We start from the raw sequence: 16,733 nt of genomic DNA, 5'->3' as shown, positions 1-16,733 counted from the left end.
AGGCGCGTTCCCGGCGCGCCGGAGGGGCGCATTGGGGACGCTGCTCGCCGTGGCGTCGCTCGGGCTGCCCGCGGTCGCGGACGCCGCCCCGGCCGGGCCCGTCGACCTGGGCACCCTGCCGGGAGACCAGTTCAGCGACGTCGCCGCGATCAACGCCGCCGGGGTGATCATCGGCGGCGGCTCGGACGGGCACGGCGGCCAGGTTTCCCTGCGCTGGGACCGGAACGGCCGGAGCGTCACGCTCGCGCCGCTGCCGGGCGGCGGCCAGACCGACGCGACCGGGATCACCGCGGACGGCTCGCTGATCAGCGGGATCGCGTACGACGCGGCGGCCCACCCGCACGCCGTGCGCTGGAACGCCGCGGGCGTCGTCACCGATCTCTCGCCCGGGTACGCCGAGGCGACGGTGTCCGCGATCAGCGACGCCGGGGTGATCACCGGGACCGTCACCGAAACCGGGCAGGCCAGGCCGGTGGCCTGGGGCCGCGACGGGCGGCTGGTCCGGCTCGGCTGGCCGGCGCCGCCGTCCTACGCGCAGCCGCGCGCGATCAACTCCGCCGGGGTGGTCGTGGGAACGGGCGCCCTGGAGTTCGCCCAGGACCGCGCCGTGCGGTGGGTCCACGGCACGGCCACGGTGCTGGAAGGCGGCCGGCGCTCGGAAGCCGTCGACGCGGCCGGCACCGCCGTCGGCAACGTCGAATCGGTGGCCGCGCGCTGGGGCGCCGACGGCACGGAAACGAGCCTCGGCACCCTGCCGGGCGGCGACGCCGGCAGGGCGACCGGGATCGCGCGGGACGGGACGATCGTCGGCAAGTCCGACACGGCCGACGCCTGGCACGCGGTCTACTGGCCGGCGAGCTGACGCACTGGTGAACCGAAAGTGTCAGGAGGCGGCGGCCGCCGCCTCCGCGATCGCCTTCTCGTCCTCCTCGCCGAACGTGTCCTCCAGCTGCTCCGGCGAGTAGTCCAGGTCGATCTGCGCCACCGGCATCCCGCGCGCCGACTCGATCGCGCCCAGGCGCCGCTGGGCGCGGTCGGCCGCGTACTGGATGATCTCCTCCGGGTCGTTGTCGAACGGCACTTCCTCGAACTGGTCCTGCACCCACTGGATCATGTTGAGCGCGTGGGGAAGCAGCTCGCCCATCCGCTGCTGCACGGCGTCCCACAGCGAGTCGTCCGCGGCGACGTGGCGGCGGCAGGTGAACGTGCCCCACGCCATGTGGCGGCGCTCGTCGTCACCGATGCGGCGGACCAGTTCCTGCATGCCCGGCAGGATGTCGTGCTGGGTGCAGATCAGCTGCCACGAGTAGTAACCGGTCAGCGCGAGGCTGCCTTCGATGACGTGGTTGTACGTCACGCTCGCGCGGATCTGGTTGAGCGGGCTCGGATCGTCTTCCAGCGCCCGCAACGACCGGGGCAGCTCTTCGTAGAACAGCTTGCGGTAGTGGGGGTTCTCCGCGACGTACGGGTGCAGGTCCTCGGTCAGCCCGACGGCATCCATCCAGCGCCGGAACACCTCCGTGTGCTTGGCCTCCTCGAAGCAGAACTGCGTCAGGTACATCTCGTCGCCGAACCGGCCGGTCGCCGACATCGCCCGCATGAACGGCTGGATGTCCTCGGTGACGGCCTCTTCGCCGGCGATGAACTGGGCGACCAGGTACGTCGTGCTGCGCTGCTGCTCGGGGTTGAGGGTGTCCCAGCCTTCGCGTTCGCGGCCGAAGTCGATGTCCGCCGGGTTCCAGAACTTCTTGTTGCCCTTGGCGAACAGCCGCAGCGGGAACGAGTCCCAGTTCAGGCCGCCCTTGCGCAGCGAGGAGAAGCCGGTCCGCAGTTCGGCGAGCGTGTCGGTCATCGTGTCACTCCATTGTGGACGAACGGTGGACGAAGTGGCGGATCGCGGGAGCCAGCACGGCGGTGACGGCGTCGGCCGCCTCCGCCGCGGAGTGCGTGGGGAGCACCAGGTGCGACAGCGAAAGCCGCACGACGGTCTCCGCGAGCAGGGCGGCCGATTCGGCCGTCAGTCCCGGTTCCAGCTCGCGGTACTGCCCGGCGGCCAGTTCGGCGGCCGCGGTCAGGATCGGCTCGCCCTTGGTCGTCAGCAGCGGCAGCAGGTCCTCGCCCGCTTCGGTGCCGAGCGCCGCGGCGACCAGGCGGTTCTCCCGGGCGTGCTCGATCGTGTAGACGACGGCGCAGTGGATGCCGGCCAGCAGGCCGCCCGCCGTCTCGAACCGCTGCCGGATCCCGTCGAGGAACTCCGCCGCGGTGCGCAGCGCCACCGCCTGGGCCAGCGCCGCCTTGTTGCCGAACTCGTTGTAGACGGTCTGCCTGCTGACCCCGGCCTTCGCCGCGACGTCGGCCATCCGCAGCGCCGCGTAACCCCGGTCCGGCAGCAGGTCACCGGCGGCGTCGAGCAGCGCTTCCCGGAGGGACGCCCTGGTTCGGTCAGTGAAGCTGGTCACACCCTCACCTTGACACAGATCACCCCGCTGTCAAGACGCTGTACATGATCGGTCTACGTGTAAATATGTCGGTGGTGGCAGCTACCGTGGCGGGTGTGGGCATCACGGTGGGCTTCGACCTCGACATGACACTGATCGACGCGCGGCCGGGCATGGCCGCGGCGATGAACGCGCTCGGCGCCGAGTCCGGCCTGCCGCTGGACGGCGACGCGTTCGCGGCCAACCTCGGCCCGCCCCTCGACGACATCCTGCGCGGCTTCGAAGCGCCCGAGGAGCGCATCCCCGGCCTCGTCGACCGCTTCCGCGCGTTGTACCCGGACATGGTCGTGCCGAGCACGGTCGCGCTGCCGGGCGCGGTCGAGTCGCTGCGGGCCGTGCGCGACGCCGGCGGGCGCACGCTCGTCGTCACCGGCAAGTACGGGCCCAACGCGCAGCTGCACGTGGACGCGCTCGGCCTGGAGGTCGACGAGGTCGTCGGCGAGCTGTGGTCGACGCGCAAGGCCGAGGCGCTCCTGGCGCACGACGCGCGCGTGTATGTCGGAGATCACGCCGGCGACATCCGCGGTGCGCTGGCCGCCAACGCGCTCGCGGTGGGCGTCACGACGGGTCCGTGCGACCGCGCCCTGCTGCTCAGCGAGGGCGCGGACGTGGTGTTCGACTCCCTGACGGAGTTCCCGGACTGGTTCGAACGAACCTTCGCGGGGAGCGTGGTGCCTTAGCTCGTTTTCTTGCCGCGGGCCTCGAGGACGAGCGCGAGCAGGCCGAGCGCCAAGCCCAGCGGGGTGACGACGCCGGCGCCGAGGGACAGCCAGATCGGCAGGTTCTCCAGACCGGCGGCGAACATGATGAACACCGCCAGGACGGCGAGCATGCCGAGGCCGAAGAGGCCGATGCCGATCCGCATGAGGAACGGTTTACCGGGGGCGGCCACGGTGGCCTCCTTTGTCGCGGTCGTCATGAAGCAGAGGGTATCCGCAGGTATCGACTTCTCCCCAGGGCATGTGGCGAGATACCCTTTCAGGAGCGCGCCCTGGGTACGCCCACCGGGCGCGTTCGTCGTGAGCGGGACAGCAGAAGGATTGGTGAGGGAAGTGCCGACCGGCAAGGTCAAGTGGTACGACGTGGAGAAGGGGTTCGGTTTCGTCACGCAGGACGATGGTGGCGCCGACGTCTACATCCGCAAGGCCGCGCTGCCGCAGGGCGTCGAGGGGCTCAAGGCCGGGCAACGGCTCGAGTTCGGCGTCGCCGACGGCCGCCGCGGGCCGCAGGCGCTCTCCGTCCGGCTGCTCGACCCGCCGCCGTCCGTCGCCGAGGCCCGCCGTCGCCCGGCCGAAGAGCTGCACGGCCTGATCGAGGACATGATCAAGCTGATCGAGCTGAAGGTGCAGCCGGACCTGCGTCGCAACCGCTACCCGGACAAGAAGAACACCAAGCAGATCGGCGAGATCATGCGCGCCGTCGCCCGGGACCTCGACCCCTAAACCGCTTTCAGGACTGCGGCTGGTCCAGTCGCAGGCCCCAGACGTCGCTGGGCAGCAGGCCCGATTCGCCGGTGCCCGCGTTCAGCACGGCCGTGTACTTCTGCACGTCGACCGCCGAGATGCGGTCGGCGGGCGTCGGCGGCGTGACCGTGTACGCGTAGCGGTCCAGCGACGTGAACGGGATCGGGTCGCTCTGCTTGAACTCGCCCTGCGGGGTGACGTACTCGTAGACGATCTGCCACGGCGCCCCGGCGACCTCGCCGGGCACCGAGATCTGCACCGGCTTGCCCGGCCGGACCTTCAGCGTCTGCGTCGCGCCCTTCGCGCTGCACGGCTGGGCGAGCTGCTGCGAGTAGTCGCACGTCAGTACCGGCGTGGTGTTGATCGTGTGGCCGTCGGCGTAGAAGGTGACCTCGGCCGGGCCGGGTGCCGAACAGCCGGTCAGCACCGCGAACCCACCGGCCGCAAGCAGGGCCACCACCCGGGAACGTCGCATGCGCCGGAGCCTACCGGCGGGCCCTCGGGTCCCCGGGCAGGCCCTGGGCCGGGAAGCTGCCGGTCGGCTCGGGGCGCAGCGGGCGGTCGCCGCCGAGGCCCGGCACGAGCGAGCCGCCGCGGCGCACCAGGTACGTCTGGGTCATCCCGACCGCCAGCAGGATCGTGATCACCATGAAGCCGATCCAGTAGGTCGGCGGCAGCAGCAGCCCGACCGCGCCGCCGAAGCACCAGGCCAGCTGCAGCACGGTCTCCGAGCGGCCGAACGCCGACGCGCGCGACTCCTCGGGCAGGTCCTCCTGGATCACGGCGTCGAGGCTGATCTTCGCCAGCGCGCTGGCCGTCGCGCCGATCAGGCCGACGATCGCCGCCGTCGCCAGGCCGGGCAGCACCGTCGCCACCAGCGCGGCGAGCACGCAGCCCGCCACGCAGCCGACGATCACCTGGTCCGGGCTGCCGAAGCTCAGCCGCGAGCCCAGCGCGTTGCCGATGAACCCGCCGGCCCCGGCCGCGGCGCCGATGATGCCCAGCAGCAGGAGCTGCATGAACGGGCTGTGCCCGGTGCCCTCGGTCTGGGCCTTCACCGCGAACGCAGCGAACATCATCAGGAAGCCGGTGAGCACGCGCACCGAGCCGTTGCCCCACAGCGCGACGACGATGTGGCGCCCCAGCGGCTGCCGTCGTTTCTTCTCGGTCGGGTGCGCCGAAAGCGACGTCGGGACCTCGCCCTCGGTCGCCTCGACCCAGGCCGGGATCCGCATCGACTGCACCGCCGCGGCGACGCAGATCAGCGCCGTGAACCACAGCGCGCCCGCGGCGCCGGAGAGCGCGTTGATGCCGCTGGCCAGCGCGCCGAAGACCCCGGCGGCGACCAGGCCGAACGTCGTCAGCCGGGCGTTCGTCTTGGACAGCGTGATCTCGGACGGCAGCACCCGGGGCGTCACCGCGGCCTTGAGCACGGTGAACGACTTCGAGAGCACCATCATCCCGAGCGCGGCCGGGTAGAGCAGCCAGTCGTCGAAGTGCAGCGCCATCACGACGGCCATCAGGCCCTGGCCGATCGACGACGCGCACATCGCCAGCCGGCGGCCGCGCTGCACCTTGTCGAGCGCCGGCCCGATCACCGGCGCGACCAGCGCGAACGGCGCGATCGTGATGAGCAGGTAGAGCGCGACCTTGCCCTTGCTCTCGCCGCTGGTCGCGGCGAAGAACAGGGTGTTGGCCAGCGCGATCGCCATCGCCGCGTCGCTGGCGTAGTTCAGCATCACGGCGTAGGTCAGCGAGGTGAGGCCGGACTTCTCGGCGCCGTCGGCCTTCGTCGCGCGCTGGAAGGCGCCGACGGCCTGGCCGGTCAGCTGCCGGCTGCGCATCGCCGCCACGCGCGTGACGGTGATCTTCTTCGGCAGCTTCGGCGTGCCACCCGGCGTCCGCGGTTCTTCACGCGGCGGCACGGGTTCGGGCTCCGGCGGACGCGGCTCGCCCGCGTAGCCACCGGTGTCGTAGTGCTCGTACTCACCGCTGCCGGGACGCCGTTCCCCCTGGTAGAAGCCGTGGGGATCGCGCCGGACCGGCTCGGTGCGGTGCGGGTCGTGGGCCGGCGGGTACGGCCGGGCGCCGCGCGGCGGCGGTGGCTGGTGCCGGGTCGGCGCGGCGGCGGTCGGGGCCTCGTTCGCGTCGGGGACGAACCCGGCGCGCGGCGGCTCGCGCCTGGGCGGTTCCTGCCTTGGCGGTGGCGGCGGGACGGGGCGTTCGACGCGGGTCGGGGCCGGGCGGTCGACGCGCGTGGGCGCCGCCTCCTGCCAGGACCGGGCCTGCGCCGCGCCAGGCTCCGGCGTCCAGCGCCGCTTGCTCTTCCGGCCGCGCTGCTGACCCGGCCGGCCGCGTGAGCCGTCGGAGTCGGAGCGGGAGCCGAAGAGTGCCACGTGACCAATCCTGCCTTACCCGGGGGCCGCCACGCCCGCTCATCCGTGCTTTAGGGGTGTTGCGGGACGAACCTCACCCGGAACGTGACCTGCCACTGCTTGCCGGTGAGGAGGAATTCGCCGGTTCCCGGCACGGCGGCGATCCCGTTGAGCACGGCCTCCGGATCGGTCACCTTCGCCTGGGCGCGCAGCCGACCTGCGTCGATCGTGCCGGTGACGTGCCCGGTGGCGGCGTCGATCCGCAGGATCGTGTCGGTGTGCCAAACGTTTGCGTAGACGTCGCCGCCGACGCACTCCAGCTCGTTGAGCTGGTCGCGGCCGACCTCGACGCTGCCGGTGACGGCGAAGGTCTTCGGGTCGCGGAAGGTCAGCGACGACGAGCCGTTGCTCATCACCAGCCGTCCGCTGTCCTGGTGGCACAGGCCCCAGCCCTCACCCTGGAACGGCACCCGCCGCAGCTCGGCGAGGGTCTTCGTGTCGCGTTCGATCGCGAAGCCGTCCTGCCAGGTGAGCTGCCAGAGCGTCGGGCCGAGGACGGTGACGCCCTCGCCGAAGAGCGGTGCCGGCAGCGCCGCGGTGGTCGCGGGTGGTCCGCCGGGCGGGCCCGCGGTCAGCTGCGACTGTCCGGACAGGCCGGTGCTCTCGTAGAGCGTGCCGCCGGCGAACTCGAGGCCTTCGGTGAACGCGGCGGGGTCGTGCGGCAGCGTCGCGACCACCTGGACGGTCAGTTGTTCGGCCCCGGGCGGCGTGGCGGGGGTGCCGGCGCAGCCGCCGAGCGCGGCGGCCAGCAGCAGCGTGGTGATGATCGGCGTGCGCACGTTGAACAGCCTGGCACGGGCGCCGCGGGTGCGTGCGGCACAATTGGCCGCATGACTCTGCTGCTGACCCTGGACGACGGCTCCGTGCAGCGCAAACTCGCCGAAGCGGTGGGTTTCGCGCGTGCCGCGGTGCTGGAGGAAGCGCCCGAGGAGCAGATCGGTGCCCACGTCGGCGCCGGCCGGGAGGACGCGGTCTCGGCGAGTCACCTGTTCGAAGCCCAGGTGCCCGGTTACCGCGGCTGGCGCTGGTCGGTGACGGTCGCTCTGGCGGGCGACGACGAGCCGGTGACGGTGAGCGAGGTCGTCCTGGTGCCCGGCCCGGAGGCGCGGATCGCGCCGGCGTGGGTCCCGTGGGAGCGCCGCGTCCGCGCGGGCGACCTGGGCGTCGGCGACATCTTCCCGACGGACGCCAACGACCCCCGCCTCGCCCCGGCGTACCTCCAGTCGGACGACCCGGCGGTGGAAGAGGTGGCGCGCGAGACGGGCCTGGGCCGCATCCACGTCCTGTCCCGTTACGGCCGCGAAGACGCAGCGACCCGCTGGCACACCGGCGAGTTCGGCCCCCGGTCCGACATGGCCCGCTCGGCCCCGGGGGTCTGCGGAACGTGCGGTTTCTTCGTCCCCCTGGCCGGCTCCCTGCGAGGCGGCTTCGGAGCGTGCACGAACGACATCGCCCCAGCAGACGGCCACGTGGTCGACGTCGAGTACGGCTGCGGAGCGCACTCGGAGGTGGAGGTCGAGGTGACCTCCTCGATCCCGGTGGCCGAACTGGTCTACGACGACTCCCTGCTGGACTTCGACCCGGCGCCTGCTGAGGTCGAGCCTGTTGTTCCTGCCCCCGCTGCTTCCGACGTCTCCGGCACGGTGGCACCGCCGACGGTGGCCGAGGTCGAGGCGGTCGCGCTGGTGGAGGCAACGGAGGCGGTGGAGTCCCCCGCAGCCGAGCCCGAGACGGCTGTGGCAGAGGCGGACCTGTCAACGGCGGAGGTCGAGCCGGAGGTAGCTGCCGAGTCACAGGCCGCGGTGCCGGAGATGGCTGCGGTGCCGGAGGTGGCTGAGGCCGCGGAGCCGGAGCAGGTTGAGGTGGCCGAGCCGGAGGTGGCTGAGGCCGCGGGGCCGGAGCAGGTTGAGGCGGCCGAGCCGCAGGTGGCAGAGGCTGCGGAGTCGCAGGCGGTGGCAGCGGCCGCCGAGGTGGCTGCCGAGCCGACGGCGGCAGAGGTCGTGCCAGAGCCAGCGGAAGTAATTGCCGAGCCCGTGGTGGCTGGCGAGGTCGAGCCAGAGGCAGCGGAAGTAGCTGCCGAGTCGGTGGCGGCTGCCGAGGCAGCAACGACGGCGACACCGGAAGCCGAGCCGGCCGAGGTGACTGCCGAGTCTGGTTCGGTGGTGGCCGGGGGTGACTCGGTTGTGGCTGAGTCGGTGGCTGCGGAGGCCGAGTCGGCTGGGGCTGGCCCGGTGCTGGGCGAGTCTGGTTCGGTGGCGGCTGCGGGTGACTCGGTTGTGGCTGAGTCGCCGGCGGCGGAGGCCGAGTTTGCTGGGGCTGGCCCGGTGGTGGGCGAGTCTGGTTCGGTGGCGGCTGCGGGTGACTCGGTTGTGGCTGAGCCGGTGGCTGCGGAGGCCGAGCTGGCTGAGGTTGACCCGGTAACCGCCGAGTCTGAATCGGTGGCGGCTGAGAGCGAGGCCGTTGTCGCTGAGCCGGTGGCAGCGGGAGCCGAGCCCGAGGTTTCGGAGCCGAGCCGGGCTGAGGTGTCTGCCGAGCCGCAGTCGGTTGTGCCTGAAGCCGAGCCCTTGGTGGCTGAGGCCGCGGTGATCGATGCGGGTGCCGAGTCGCAGGGGGCCTCCGGGGCGGACCACGCGGCGGCCGAGCAGACCGAAACCGTTTCGCCGGAAAGCCGGACCGCCGCGGCTGAGCCGCAGGCGGTCGACGAGCAGTTCGCCGAGCCGGTTGCGGTGGCCGAACCCGTGGTTGCCGACTCGTCGGAGGCTGCGAGTGAGGCGACCCGGCGCGACGTGACCGATGTGGTCGACGCGCAGGCGGTTGACCAGGTCGCAGAGGAGCCGGCTCGGGTTGACGTTGCCGAGCTGCCTGCCGCTACCCCTGAGGCTCGGGAAACCACGGTGAGCGAGCCTGAGCTTTCTGTGGTGACCGCCGAGACCGTCTCGTCCGAAGCCGAGGCGACCGACACGACTGTCGGGCCGGCCGGTGCCGAGGTCGACGTGCCGGAAGCTGTGGTGGCTGAGGCGCAGTCCGAGCCTGAGCCCGTTCAGGGTGAACTCACCTATGTGGTGGTGACCGAGCCGGATCAGCCGGCCGAGACCGACGACCGTAGCGACCGGTGACGGACTCTGCGCCCGAGCCGCGCGATCCCTTTGGTACCGCGCGGCTTCGGGAGGCGACCCTGCGCTCCTGGCGGGACTCGCCCACCCGGCTCACCGAGGACACCAACGTCGAACGTGACCTGCGTGTCGGGGCCTATCGGGATCGGCTCTTCGTCGAGCTGGCGCAGAACGCCGCCGACGCCGCCATGGCCGCCGGTGCGCCGGGGCGCGTCAAGGTGTCGCTTGTGGACGGTCAGCTTCGGTTCGCCAACACCGGGGCTCCCCTTGACGCTCGTGGGGTTGCTTCCCTCGCGTCCTTGCGAGCGTCGGGGAAGACCGGGGACACCGTCGGGCGGTTCGGGGTCGGGTTTGCCGCCGTGCGCACCGTTTCCGACGAGCCTCAGGTTCTGAGCACCACCGGTGGGGTCGTCTTCTCCGCCGATCGGACCCGCGAAGCCGCCGGGATCGAGGGGGACGTTCCCGTTCTCCGGCTGCCGTGGCCGACTGAAACCGCTGTCTCAGAAGGGTTTGACACCGAGGTTCGCCTGCCGCTGCGGGATGATGTCGACGGGCAAGGTCTTCTTGACGAACTGAGCAAGGACGTCGCCGATCTTCTGCTCGCCCTGCCGTGGCTTGCCGAGTTCGATGTGGACGGTCGCGTTTGGACTCGCGCCGCCGATCAGGATGTGGTCGAGATTCGGTGCCCAGCAACGGAAACCCGGTGGCTGACCCATCGTGGTGACGTCGTGTGGGCTGTCCCGGTTGACAACCAAGGCACGCCGGTCCCGATCGAAGAAGACGTTCTCCGCGCGCCCACCCCGACCGACGACGGGCTGTCGTTGCCTGCCCGGCTGCTCGCGGCGGTGCCGGTCGAGCCGTCGCGGCGCCGGGTGCTGCCCGGGCCGGAACTGAAGCAGGCGCTGGAAAAGGCCGCCAGGGAGTACGTCGAACTCGTCCGGCTGCTGCCGCCGGAGCACCGGTTCGCGCTTGTGCCCGTGCCGGGGTTCCCGAAGTCCACAGTGGACGCGCAGCTGCGTGAAGACGTGCTGTCGGTCCTGTCGAACGAGCCGTGGTTGTCCACTCAGGACGGCCGCGAGGTATCCGGTCGTCAGGCGCGCGTGCTCGACGTCGACGTGCCCGGCCTGCCCGCGTTGCTCACGGACGTCTTTCCCGGCCTGCTCGACGACGCCCCGAACGTGCTCAAAGCCGTTGCCGTGCAAGTGATCAGCATCGAAGAGGTGCTGGAGACGCTGACCGGAACCAGCAGGGAACCCGGCTGGTGGCACGACGTCTACAAAGCACTGAACGTCGCCGTCGAGTCGCACGCGCTCGCCGCGTCCCGGCTGGACGGCCTGCCCGTTCCGCTCTCCGACGGCCGGACGCTGCCGGGTGCGCGGGGCAGTCTGCTAGTCGACGGCTCGGCCGAGCTGCTCGAACTGCTGTCCGATGTGGACATTCCCGGGCTGCGGCTCGTGCACCCCGCGGCGTCGCACCCGCTGCTGGAACGCTTGGGCGCCAAGCACGCCGATGCGCGGGAGCTGCTCAACGCCGACCAGTTGCGTGACGCCGTCGAGCGCAGCGTCGAGGACGTGCGGTCCGGTTTGGACGGGACGACCCTCGCTGGCGCGGTACTCCGGCTCATCGCCGACTGCGGTGACGACGCTCCACAGTGGACGAGCGCGCTCGCGCTGCCCGCCACCGACACCTGGCGCCGCGCCGACGAACTCGTCCTCCCGACCTCGCCCCTCATCGACATCTTCGACGAAGAGGTCTTCGAGGAGGACGGCACGCTCGACGTCCTCGACGAGGACTTCGCCGAGGACTGGCCGTCCGAGACGCTGAAGGCCGTCGGCGTGCTCGACTCGTTCGCACTGGTGCAGGACGACGAGCCGCACGAACCCGACCACGACCTCCCGGACGAAGAAGCCTGGTGGGACGCGCGGACCGAGCCGCCGACGACGCTGGTCGCGATCCGGGACCTCGACCTCGTCGCCGACGACTCCTGGCCCGCGGCGCTGCGCCTGCTCGCGGCGCGGCCCGAGACGTGGCACGCTCTGCGCCTGCCCGGCGGGCACGCGGCCTGGTGGATCGCGCAGTACGCCGTGCTCGGCGGCCTGGCGCCGAACGAGTGGCGGCTGCCGGACGCGGACCTCGCCGGGCTCTACGACGAGGTCCCGGACGTCGGCCTCACCGAGGACCTCCTCAAAACCGCCGGCGTGCGCCAGGATCTGACGCTGTCCACAGTGGACGAGGCGACCGACGTCCTCAACCGGCTCGGTGACGCGGACCGCACGATCTCGCCCGGCCTGATCACGCGCGCCTACGACGCCGTCGTCGAGTCCGGGTTCGAGCCGGCCGCCCCGGACGCCGTCCGGGCCGCGGACGGCTCCGTCGTCGAAGACGCCGTGGTCCTGGACGTGCCGTGGTTCGCCGGGGCGCTCGAACCGGACCAGTTCGTCGTCGCGCCCGAGGAGCCGGACAGGCTGGCGGACCTGCTCGACCTGCCGCTGGCGAGCACCACCCCGGCGGAGGTCGTCACCGAGGGCGAGTACGCGCCGTGGGCCGAACTGCCCGCGCTCAAGCTCGTCGCCGACCAGCTCGGGATCCCGCTGCCCGACGGCGGCGTGCTGGTGCACGACCCGCTGACCGTGTCGATCCAGGTCACCGAGCACGACGTCCAGTGGTGGTCCGACGGCCGCCTGCACGCGGCCGACACGTCGGAGGGCCTGGCCCGCGCGTTCGCCTGGGCGACCGGGCGCTGGCCGGACCGGCACCTCATCACGGCGCTGCTCGACGACCCGTCGCCGCGGACTCTGCTGGCCTGACGCCTAGAGACGCTGCGCGGAACGAGAGCCACGGCGGGCGGCGGCGCGCTGCCACAGGATGATCGCCATCCCGATGAACCCGAGCACGAACCCGGACAGCGCCGTCTGCACCCACAGCCCCGAAGTCGTGAAGAAGAGCACCACCAGCGCGACGGTCCAGATCGTGGTGCCTACGATCACCACCGGCGTCAGGTCGGTCAGCCTCTTGGGCAGCTCCGGCGTGTGCCGCAACGAGCCCGTAACCTCCGGTGGATTGCTCGGATCACTCACGAGGTGCAGGGTACTCCGCAGCAGCGAGAGAATGGGCAGGGCGAATGGCGGAGCAGGAGACGACCCGCACCGGGACGTCCACACTGGACCGGTTCTTCAAGATCACCGAGCGGGGGTCGACCGTCCCGCGTGAACTGCGCGGCGGCCTGGTCACCTTCGTGACGATGGCCTACATCGTGGTGCTGAACCCGCTGATCATCGGCAGTTTCGCCCCGGACGACGCGGCCGCGCACAAGGACCTGCTCGGCGGGATCCTGCCGGTGCCGCAGGTCGCCGCCGTCACCGCGCTGGTCGCCGGGGTCATGACGATCCTGATGGGCCTGGTCGCGAACTACCCGTTCGCCATCGCCACCGGCCTGGGCATCAACAGCCTGGTCGCGGTCACCATCGCCCCGCAGATGACCTGGCCGGAGGCGATGGGCCTGGTCGTCATCGAGGGCGTGATCATCGTCGCGCTCGTGCTCACCGGCTTCCGCACGGCGGTGTTCAAGGCCGTGCCCGCGTCGCTGAAGTCCGCGATCGCCGTCGGCATCGGCGTGTTCATCTGCCTGATCGGCCTGGTCGACGCCGGGTTCGTGCGCCGGCTGCCGGACGCCGCGCACACCACCGTCCCGGTCGGCCTGGGCATCAACGGCTCGATCGCGAGCTGGCCGACCGCGGTGTTCGTCGTCGGCCTGCTCATCACCGGCATCCTGGTCGTGCGCAAGGTCAAGGGCGCCATCCTCATCGGCGTGCTGTCCTCGACGGTGCTGGCCATCGTGGTCGAGGCGATCGTCAAGGCCGGGCCGTCCAAGGGCACGAACCCGCTCGGCTGGAACCTCGGCTACCCGGCGCTGCCGGACCAGGTGGTCGGCCTGCCGAACCTCTCGCTCGTCGGCGACGTCTCGTTCGGCGCCTGGACGCGGCTGCCGATCATCACCGTCTGCCTGCTCGTGTTCACCCTGGTGCTGGCCGACTTCTTCGACGCCATGGGCACGATGACCGGCCTCGCGAAGGAAGCCGACCTGCTGCCGGCGGACGGCCAGCTGCCCAACGTCGGCAAGGCGCTGTTCGTCGAGGGCCTCGCGGGCGCGGCCGGCGGTTTCGGCTCGGCCAGCTCGAACACGGTGTTCGTCGAATCGGCGGCCGGCATCGCCGAAGGCGCCCGGACGGGCCTGGCGAACGTCGTCACCGGCGTGCTGTTCATCGCCGCGATGTTCCTGACGCCGCTCTACCAGGTGGTGCCGGTCGAGGCGGCCGCGCCGGCGCTGGTCGTGGTCGGCGCGATGCTGATGGCGCAGGTGCGCGACATCGACTTCACCGACTACTCGATCGCGCTGCCGGCGTTCCTGACCATCGTCGTCATGCCGTTCACGTACTCGATCGCGAACGGCATCGGCGCCGGCTTCGTCAGCTACGTCGTGATCCGCGCGGCCACCGGAAAGGCCCGCCAGGTGCACCCGCTGATGTGGGTGATCGCGGTGGCGTTCGTCGCGTACTTCGCGGTCGGCCCGATCCAGGCCGCGTTCAACTGATCAGCCGGGCGCGCTGACCTTCAGCGCGGCGTCCAGGACGCCGCGATCGCGGTCGAACTCGGCGGGCGGCGCCTCGAAGCGGATCGTGACGAGGCTGTCGCCCGCGCCGAGCCCGACGACGGTGACCCGCTCGGGCGTGCCGTCGCGGAGGTAGGTGTAGTCCCATTCCGCCGCGTCCTGGATGTCACCGGCTTCGACGGGCTTCACGACCGAGCCGTCATAGTGCGCCTTCGCGGCGATGGCCTGGAGCCCGCTCAGGGTGTCTTCCTGCGTGATCGGCACCTTGTCGGTCTCCAGCAGGAGGTCGCCGCTGCGGTAGCTCGCGCGGTCGTTTTGGTGCGTCACGACCCAGCCCGAAGGCACCGGGATCCGGATCGCCCAGCCGCGCCCGCCGGACACATCGGGGAAGTCGTACTCCTCCATGGACGGCTGGGCGGCGGACGGGCTCGGCGCCGGTGGTGCGGCCGCCGGCGCTTCGTCGCTTCCGCGCCAGAACTGGGCCACCACGATGGCCAGGATCGCCACGCCGACCACGGCCGAGCCGGCCAGTTTCTTGTTCATCGGACCCCCAGGTTCCTCCGTCGGAAGGGACGCGCGGGCCTCCTCCGGGTTGCGGGTTGACGGAGATCACCTGAAGGGAGGAAGTTTCGTAAGGTATGCTAACTATATGTCCGGCGACACGCACGAACGCTCCTTGGCGAGCCGTCTGCGTCTCGCGGTGGTCCGGCTCAACCGCCGGCTGCGGGCACAGCGCGTCGGGGACGATCTGACGTTGACGCAGGTCGCCGCGCTGTCCACCTTGCACAAGTGCGGTGCGCTGACCCCCGGGCAGCTCGCCGCGAAGGAAGGCGTCCAGCCGCCCTCGATGACGAGGGTGATCGCCGCGCTCGAGGAGATGAAGTTCGTCGAGCGGCGTCCGCACCCGACCGACGGCCGGCAGGCCATCGTCGAGTTGTCCGAGAGCGGGCTGGCCTACGTTCAGCGGGCCATCTCCGTCCGGGAGGCGTGGCTGGACAGGCAATTGGCCGAGCTCGGCGACGAAGAGCGTGAAGTGCTCTCGAAAGCCGCCGAAATCATCGACAGGATGGCGGGGAACTAACCACGGTGACCACCACGGGTAGCGAAACAGAACGATCGATCGAAACCACTGCTACCCGGGAGACGGCACCACCGCTGCCGTCCGCGTCACCGCCGTCCGATGTCGTGCCCCAGCGCCGCGGCAGCATGTTCGCCTCCCTGCGGATCCGCAACTACCGGCTGTTCTTCACCGGCCAGGTCATCTCGAACATCGGCACCTGGATGCAGCGCATCGCCCAGGACTGGCTGGTGTTCACCCTCAGCGGCAACAACCCCATCGCCCTCGGTGTCGCCGTCGCGCTGCAGTTCGCGCCGACGCTGTTCCTCTCGCTGTGGGCCGGTGTCCTCGCCGACCGCGTCGACAAGCGGCGCCTGCTGACCTGGATCCAGGCGATCGCGTGTTCGCAGGCCGTGGTGCTCGGGGTGCTCGACCTGACCGGGCTCGTGGCGCTGTGGCAGGTCTACGTCCTGTGCTTCACGCTCGGCATCACGGCGGCGCTCGAAGTGCCGACGCGGCAGTCGTTCGTCGCCGAGATGGTCGGGCGCGACCAGATCGCGAACGCCGTCGCCCTGAACTCCTCGATCTTCAACATGGCCCGGATCGTCGGCCCGGCGATCGCCGGGTTCGCCATCACCTGGATCGGCACCGGCTGGCTGTTCATCGCGAACGCGGCCAGCACGGTCGCCGTCATCACCGGGCTGATCCTGATGAACCCGGCCAAGCTGTTCCGCGTCGCGGCGGTGCCGCGCGAGAAGGGCCAGCTCGCCGAGGGCCTGCGGTACGTCCGGCGGCGCTCGGACCTGATGACGGTCATGGTGCTGGTGCTGTTCGTCAGCACGTTCGGCATCACGTACTTCAGTTCGCTGCCGATCGTCGCGGCGAACGTCTTCCACACCGCCGCCGACGGCTACGGCCTCCTCTCGACGCTGGTCGCGGTCGGCACGTTCACCGGCGCGATCATGTCGGCCCGCCGCGGCACGAAGGGCCGGCCGCGGGTGCGGTTGATGCTGGTGTCGGCCTTCTTCCTGGGCGTGTTCGAGCTGATCACGGCGTTCATGCCGAACTACCTGACGTTCGGCCTGGGCCTGATCCCGCTCGGCTTCGCCACGATGACGTTCCTCAACACGGCGAACTCCCTGGTGCAGACGTCGGTCAGCCCGGAGATGCGCGGCCGCGTGATGGGCCTGTACGTGCTGGTCCTGATCGGCGGCAACCCGATCGGCGGCCCGATGGTCGGCTGGATGGCCCAGGCCTTCGGCGGACGGTCTCCCTTCTACATCGGCGGCGCGGTCTCGGCGCTGGCCGCGGTGATCTGCGCGATCGTGCTGATCCGGCGGGGCGGGGTGTCGTGGCCGGTGCGTCGCGGGTTCGGACTGCGGGTGTTGAAGCGGGCGAAGGTCTAGCCGGTCGGGGCGTGGGCCCGGGGTGGTTGGCTCGTGTTCTCGGGTGGTCGGTGGGGTGCCTAGGCGGTTGGCACGTGTGCCCAGGTGGTCGGGTCGTGTACCGGGTGGTTGGTGGTGGGCCTGGTGGGTTGGCTGGCGTGCCCGGGGTGGTC

Annotated in this window: 16 protein-coding genes; 8 read left to right on the top strand and 8 right to left on the bottom strand. The window is 71.2% G+C overall.

The window, feature by feature from the left end; translation table 11 throughout:
* The first annotated feature begins 31 nt into the window (after positions 1-31).
* The gene (locus tag VA596_RS05450) at positions 32-862 is read left to right on the top strand and encodes a hypothetical protein (protein WP_323324208.1); all 831 of its coding nucleotides are present in this window, start codon (positions 32-34) and stop codon (positions 860-862) included.
* A gap of 21 nt (positions 863-883) precedes the next feature.
* On the opposite strand, the gene VA596_RS05445 is transcribed toward VA596_RS05450, so the two are convergent.
* Both VA596_RS05445 and VA596_RS05440 read right to left on the bottom strand, forming a co-directional pair.
* The gene (locus tag VA596_RS05445; RefSeq protein ID WP_323324207.1) at positions 884-1,852 is read right to left on the bottom strand and encodes a R2-like ligand-binding oxidase; all 969 of its coding nucleotides are present in this window, start codon (positions 1,850-1,852) and stop codon (positions 884-886) included.
* A gap of 4 nt (positions 1,853-1,856) precedes the next feature.
* Complete coding sequence (locus VA596_RS05440) at positions 1,857-2,459, bottom strand: TetR/AcrR family transcriptional regulator (protein WP_323324206.1); 603 nt, start codon at positions 2,457-2,459, stop codon at positions 1,857-1,859.
* Positions 2,460-2,554: 95 nt separating this feature from the next.
* Here VA596_RS05440 and VA596_RS05435 point away from each other — a divergent pair, with 95 nt between their 5' ends.
* Positions 2,555-3,178: an HAD family hydrolase gene (locus VA596_RS05435; protein ID WP_323324205.1), complete on the top strand. Its 624-nt coding sequence runs from the start codon at positions 2,555-2,557 to the stop codon at positions 3,176-3,178.
* Here VA596_RS05435 and VA596_RS05430 read toward each other — a convergent pair.
* A complete protein-coding gene (locus tag VA596_RS05430) occupies positions 3,175-3,417 on the bottom strand; it encodes a hypothetical protein (RefSeq protein ID WP_323324204.1) in 243 nt (80 codons plus the stop codon). The two genes, VA596_RS05435 and VA596_RS05430, sit on opposite strands and share 4 nt — an antisense overlap.
* Positions 3,418-3,550: 133 nt before the next feature.
* On the opposite strand from VA596_RS05430, the gene VA596_RS05425 reads away from it, so the two are divergent.
* Entirely contained in the window at positions 3,551-3,940 is a 390-nt protein-coding gene (locus VA596_RS05425) for a cold-shock protein (RefSeq protein ID WP_323325665.1), read from the top strand.
* Positions 3,941-3,947: 7 nt separating this feature from the next.
* Here VA596_RS05425 and VA596_RS05420 read toward each other — a convergent pair whose 3' ends face one another.
* The 3 genes from VA596_RS05420 to VA596_RS05410 are packed head-to-tail and all read right to left on the bottom strand — an operon-like array spanning position 3,948 to position 7,175.
* The gene (locus VA596_RS05420) at positions 3,948-4,436 is read right to left on the bottom strand and encodes a DUF2771 family protein (RefSeq protein WP_323324203.1); all 489 of its coding nucleotides are present in this window, start codon (positions 4,434-4,436) and stop codon (positions 3,948-3,950) included.
* A 10-nt stretch (positions 4,437-4,446) separates the two neighbouring features.
* On the bottom strand, positions 4,447-6,357 hold the full coding sequence (locus VA596_RS05415) for an MFS transporter (RefSeq protein WP_323324202.1): 1,911 nt from the start codon (positions 6,355-6,357) through the stop codon (positions 4,447-4,449).
* Between the two features lie 50 nt (positions 6,358-6,407).
* A complete protein-coding gene (locus VA596_RS05410; protein WP_323324201.1) occupies positions 6,408-7,175 on the bottom strand; it encodes a glutaminyl-peptide cyclotransferase in 768 nt (255 codons plus the stop codon).
* Between the two features lie 51 nt (positions 7,176-7,226).
* On the opposite strand from VA596_RS05410, the gene VA596_RS05405 reads away from it, so the two are divergent.
* Entirely contained in the window at positions 7,227-9,512 is a 2,286-nt protein-coding gene (locus tag VA596_RS05405; protein WP_323324200.1) for a DUF3027 domain-containing protein, read from the top strand.
* Positions 9,509-12,316: a sacsin N-terminal ATP-binding-like domain-containing protein gene (locus tag VA596_RS05395; RefSeq protein ID WP_410171840.1), complete on the top strand. Its 2,808-nt coding sequence runs from the start codon at positions 9,509-9,511 to the stop codon at positions 12,314-12,316. The genes VA596_RS05405 and VA596_RS05395 overlap by 4 nt, the downstream gene beginning before the upstream one ends.
* 3 nt (positions 12,317-12,319) lie before the next feature.
* On the opposite strand, the gene VA596_RS05390 is transcribed toward VA596_RS05395, so the two are convergent.
* Positions 12,320-12,547 (bottom strand): DUF2530 domain-containing protein, encoded by a 228-nt coding sequence (locus VA596_RS05390; RefSeq protein ID WP_323325663.1) that lies wholly within the window; start codon positions 12,545-12,547, stop codon positions 12,320-12,322.
* An 83-nt stretch (positions 12,548-12,630) separates the two neighbouring features.
* Between VA596_RS05390 and VA596_RS05385 the strand changes: the two genes are divergently transcribed.
* A complete protein-coding gene (locus VA596_RS05385) occupies positions 12,631-14,100 on the top strand; it encodes an NCS2 family permease (protein ID WP_323324197.1) in 1,470 nt (489 codons plus the stop codon).
* Here the strand turns inward: VA596_RS05385 and VA596_RS05380 are convergent, their stop codons facing one another.
* Positions 14,101-14,661 carry a hypothetical protein gene (locus VA596_RS05380; protein ID WP_323324196.1) on the bottom strand — a complete coding sequence of 187 codons (561 nt, stop codon included), beginning with the start codon at positions 14,659-14,661 and terminating at the stop codon, positions 14,101-14,103.
* A 106-nt stretch (positions 14,662-14,767) separates the two neighbouring features.
* Here VA596_RS05380 and VA596_RS05375 point away from each other — a divergent pair, with 106 nt between their 5' ends.
* A complete protein-coding gene (locus VA596_RS05375; RefSeq protein WP_323324195.1) occupies positions 14,768-15,199 on the top strand; it encodes a MarR family winged helix-turn-helix transcriptional regulator in 432 nt (143 codons plus the stop codon).
* Between the two features lie 125 nt (positions 15,200-15,324).
* Positions 15,325-16,581 (top strand): MFS transporter, encoded by a 1,257-nt coding sequence (locus VA596_RS05370; protein WP_323325661.1) that lies wholly within the window; start codon positions 15,325-15,327, stop codon positions 16,579-16,581.
* Positions 16,582-16,733: the final 152 nt, after the last annotated feature.

This window comes from Amycolatopsis heterodermiae (assembly GCF_034929455.1).
Taxonomy (GTDB): domain Bacteria; phylum Actinomycetota; class Actinomycetes; order Mycobacteriales; family Pseudonocardiaceae; genus Amycolatopsis; species Amycolatopsis heterodermiae.
The sequence above is the reverse complement of the archived record's forward strand: the minus strand, read 5'-3'. Positions and strand labels throughout refer to the sequence as shown.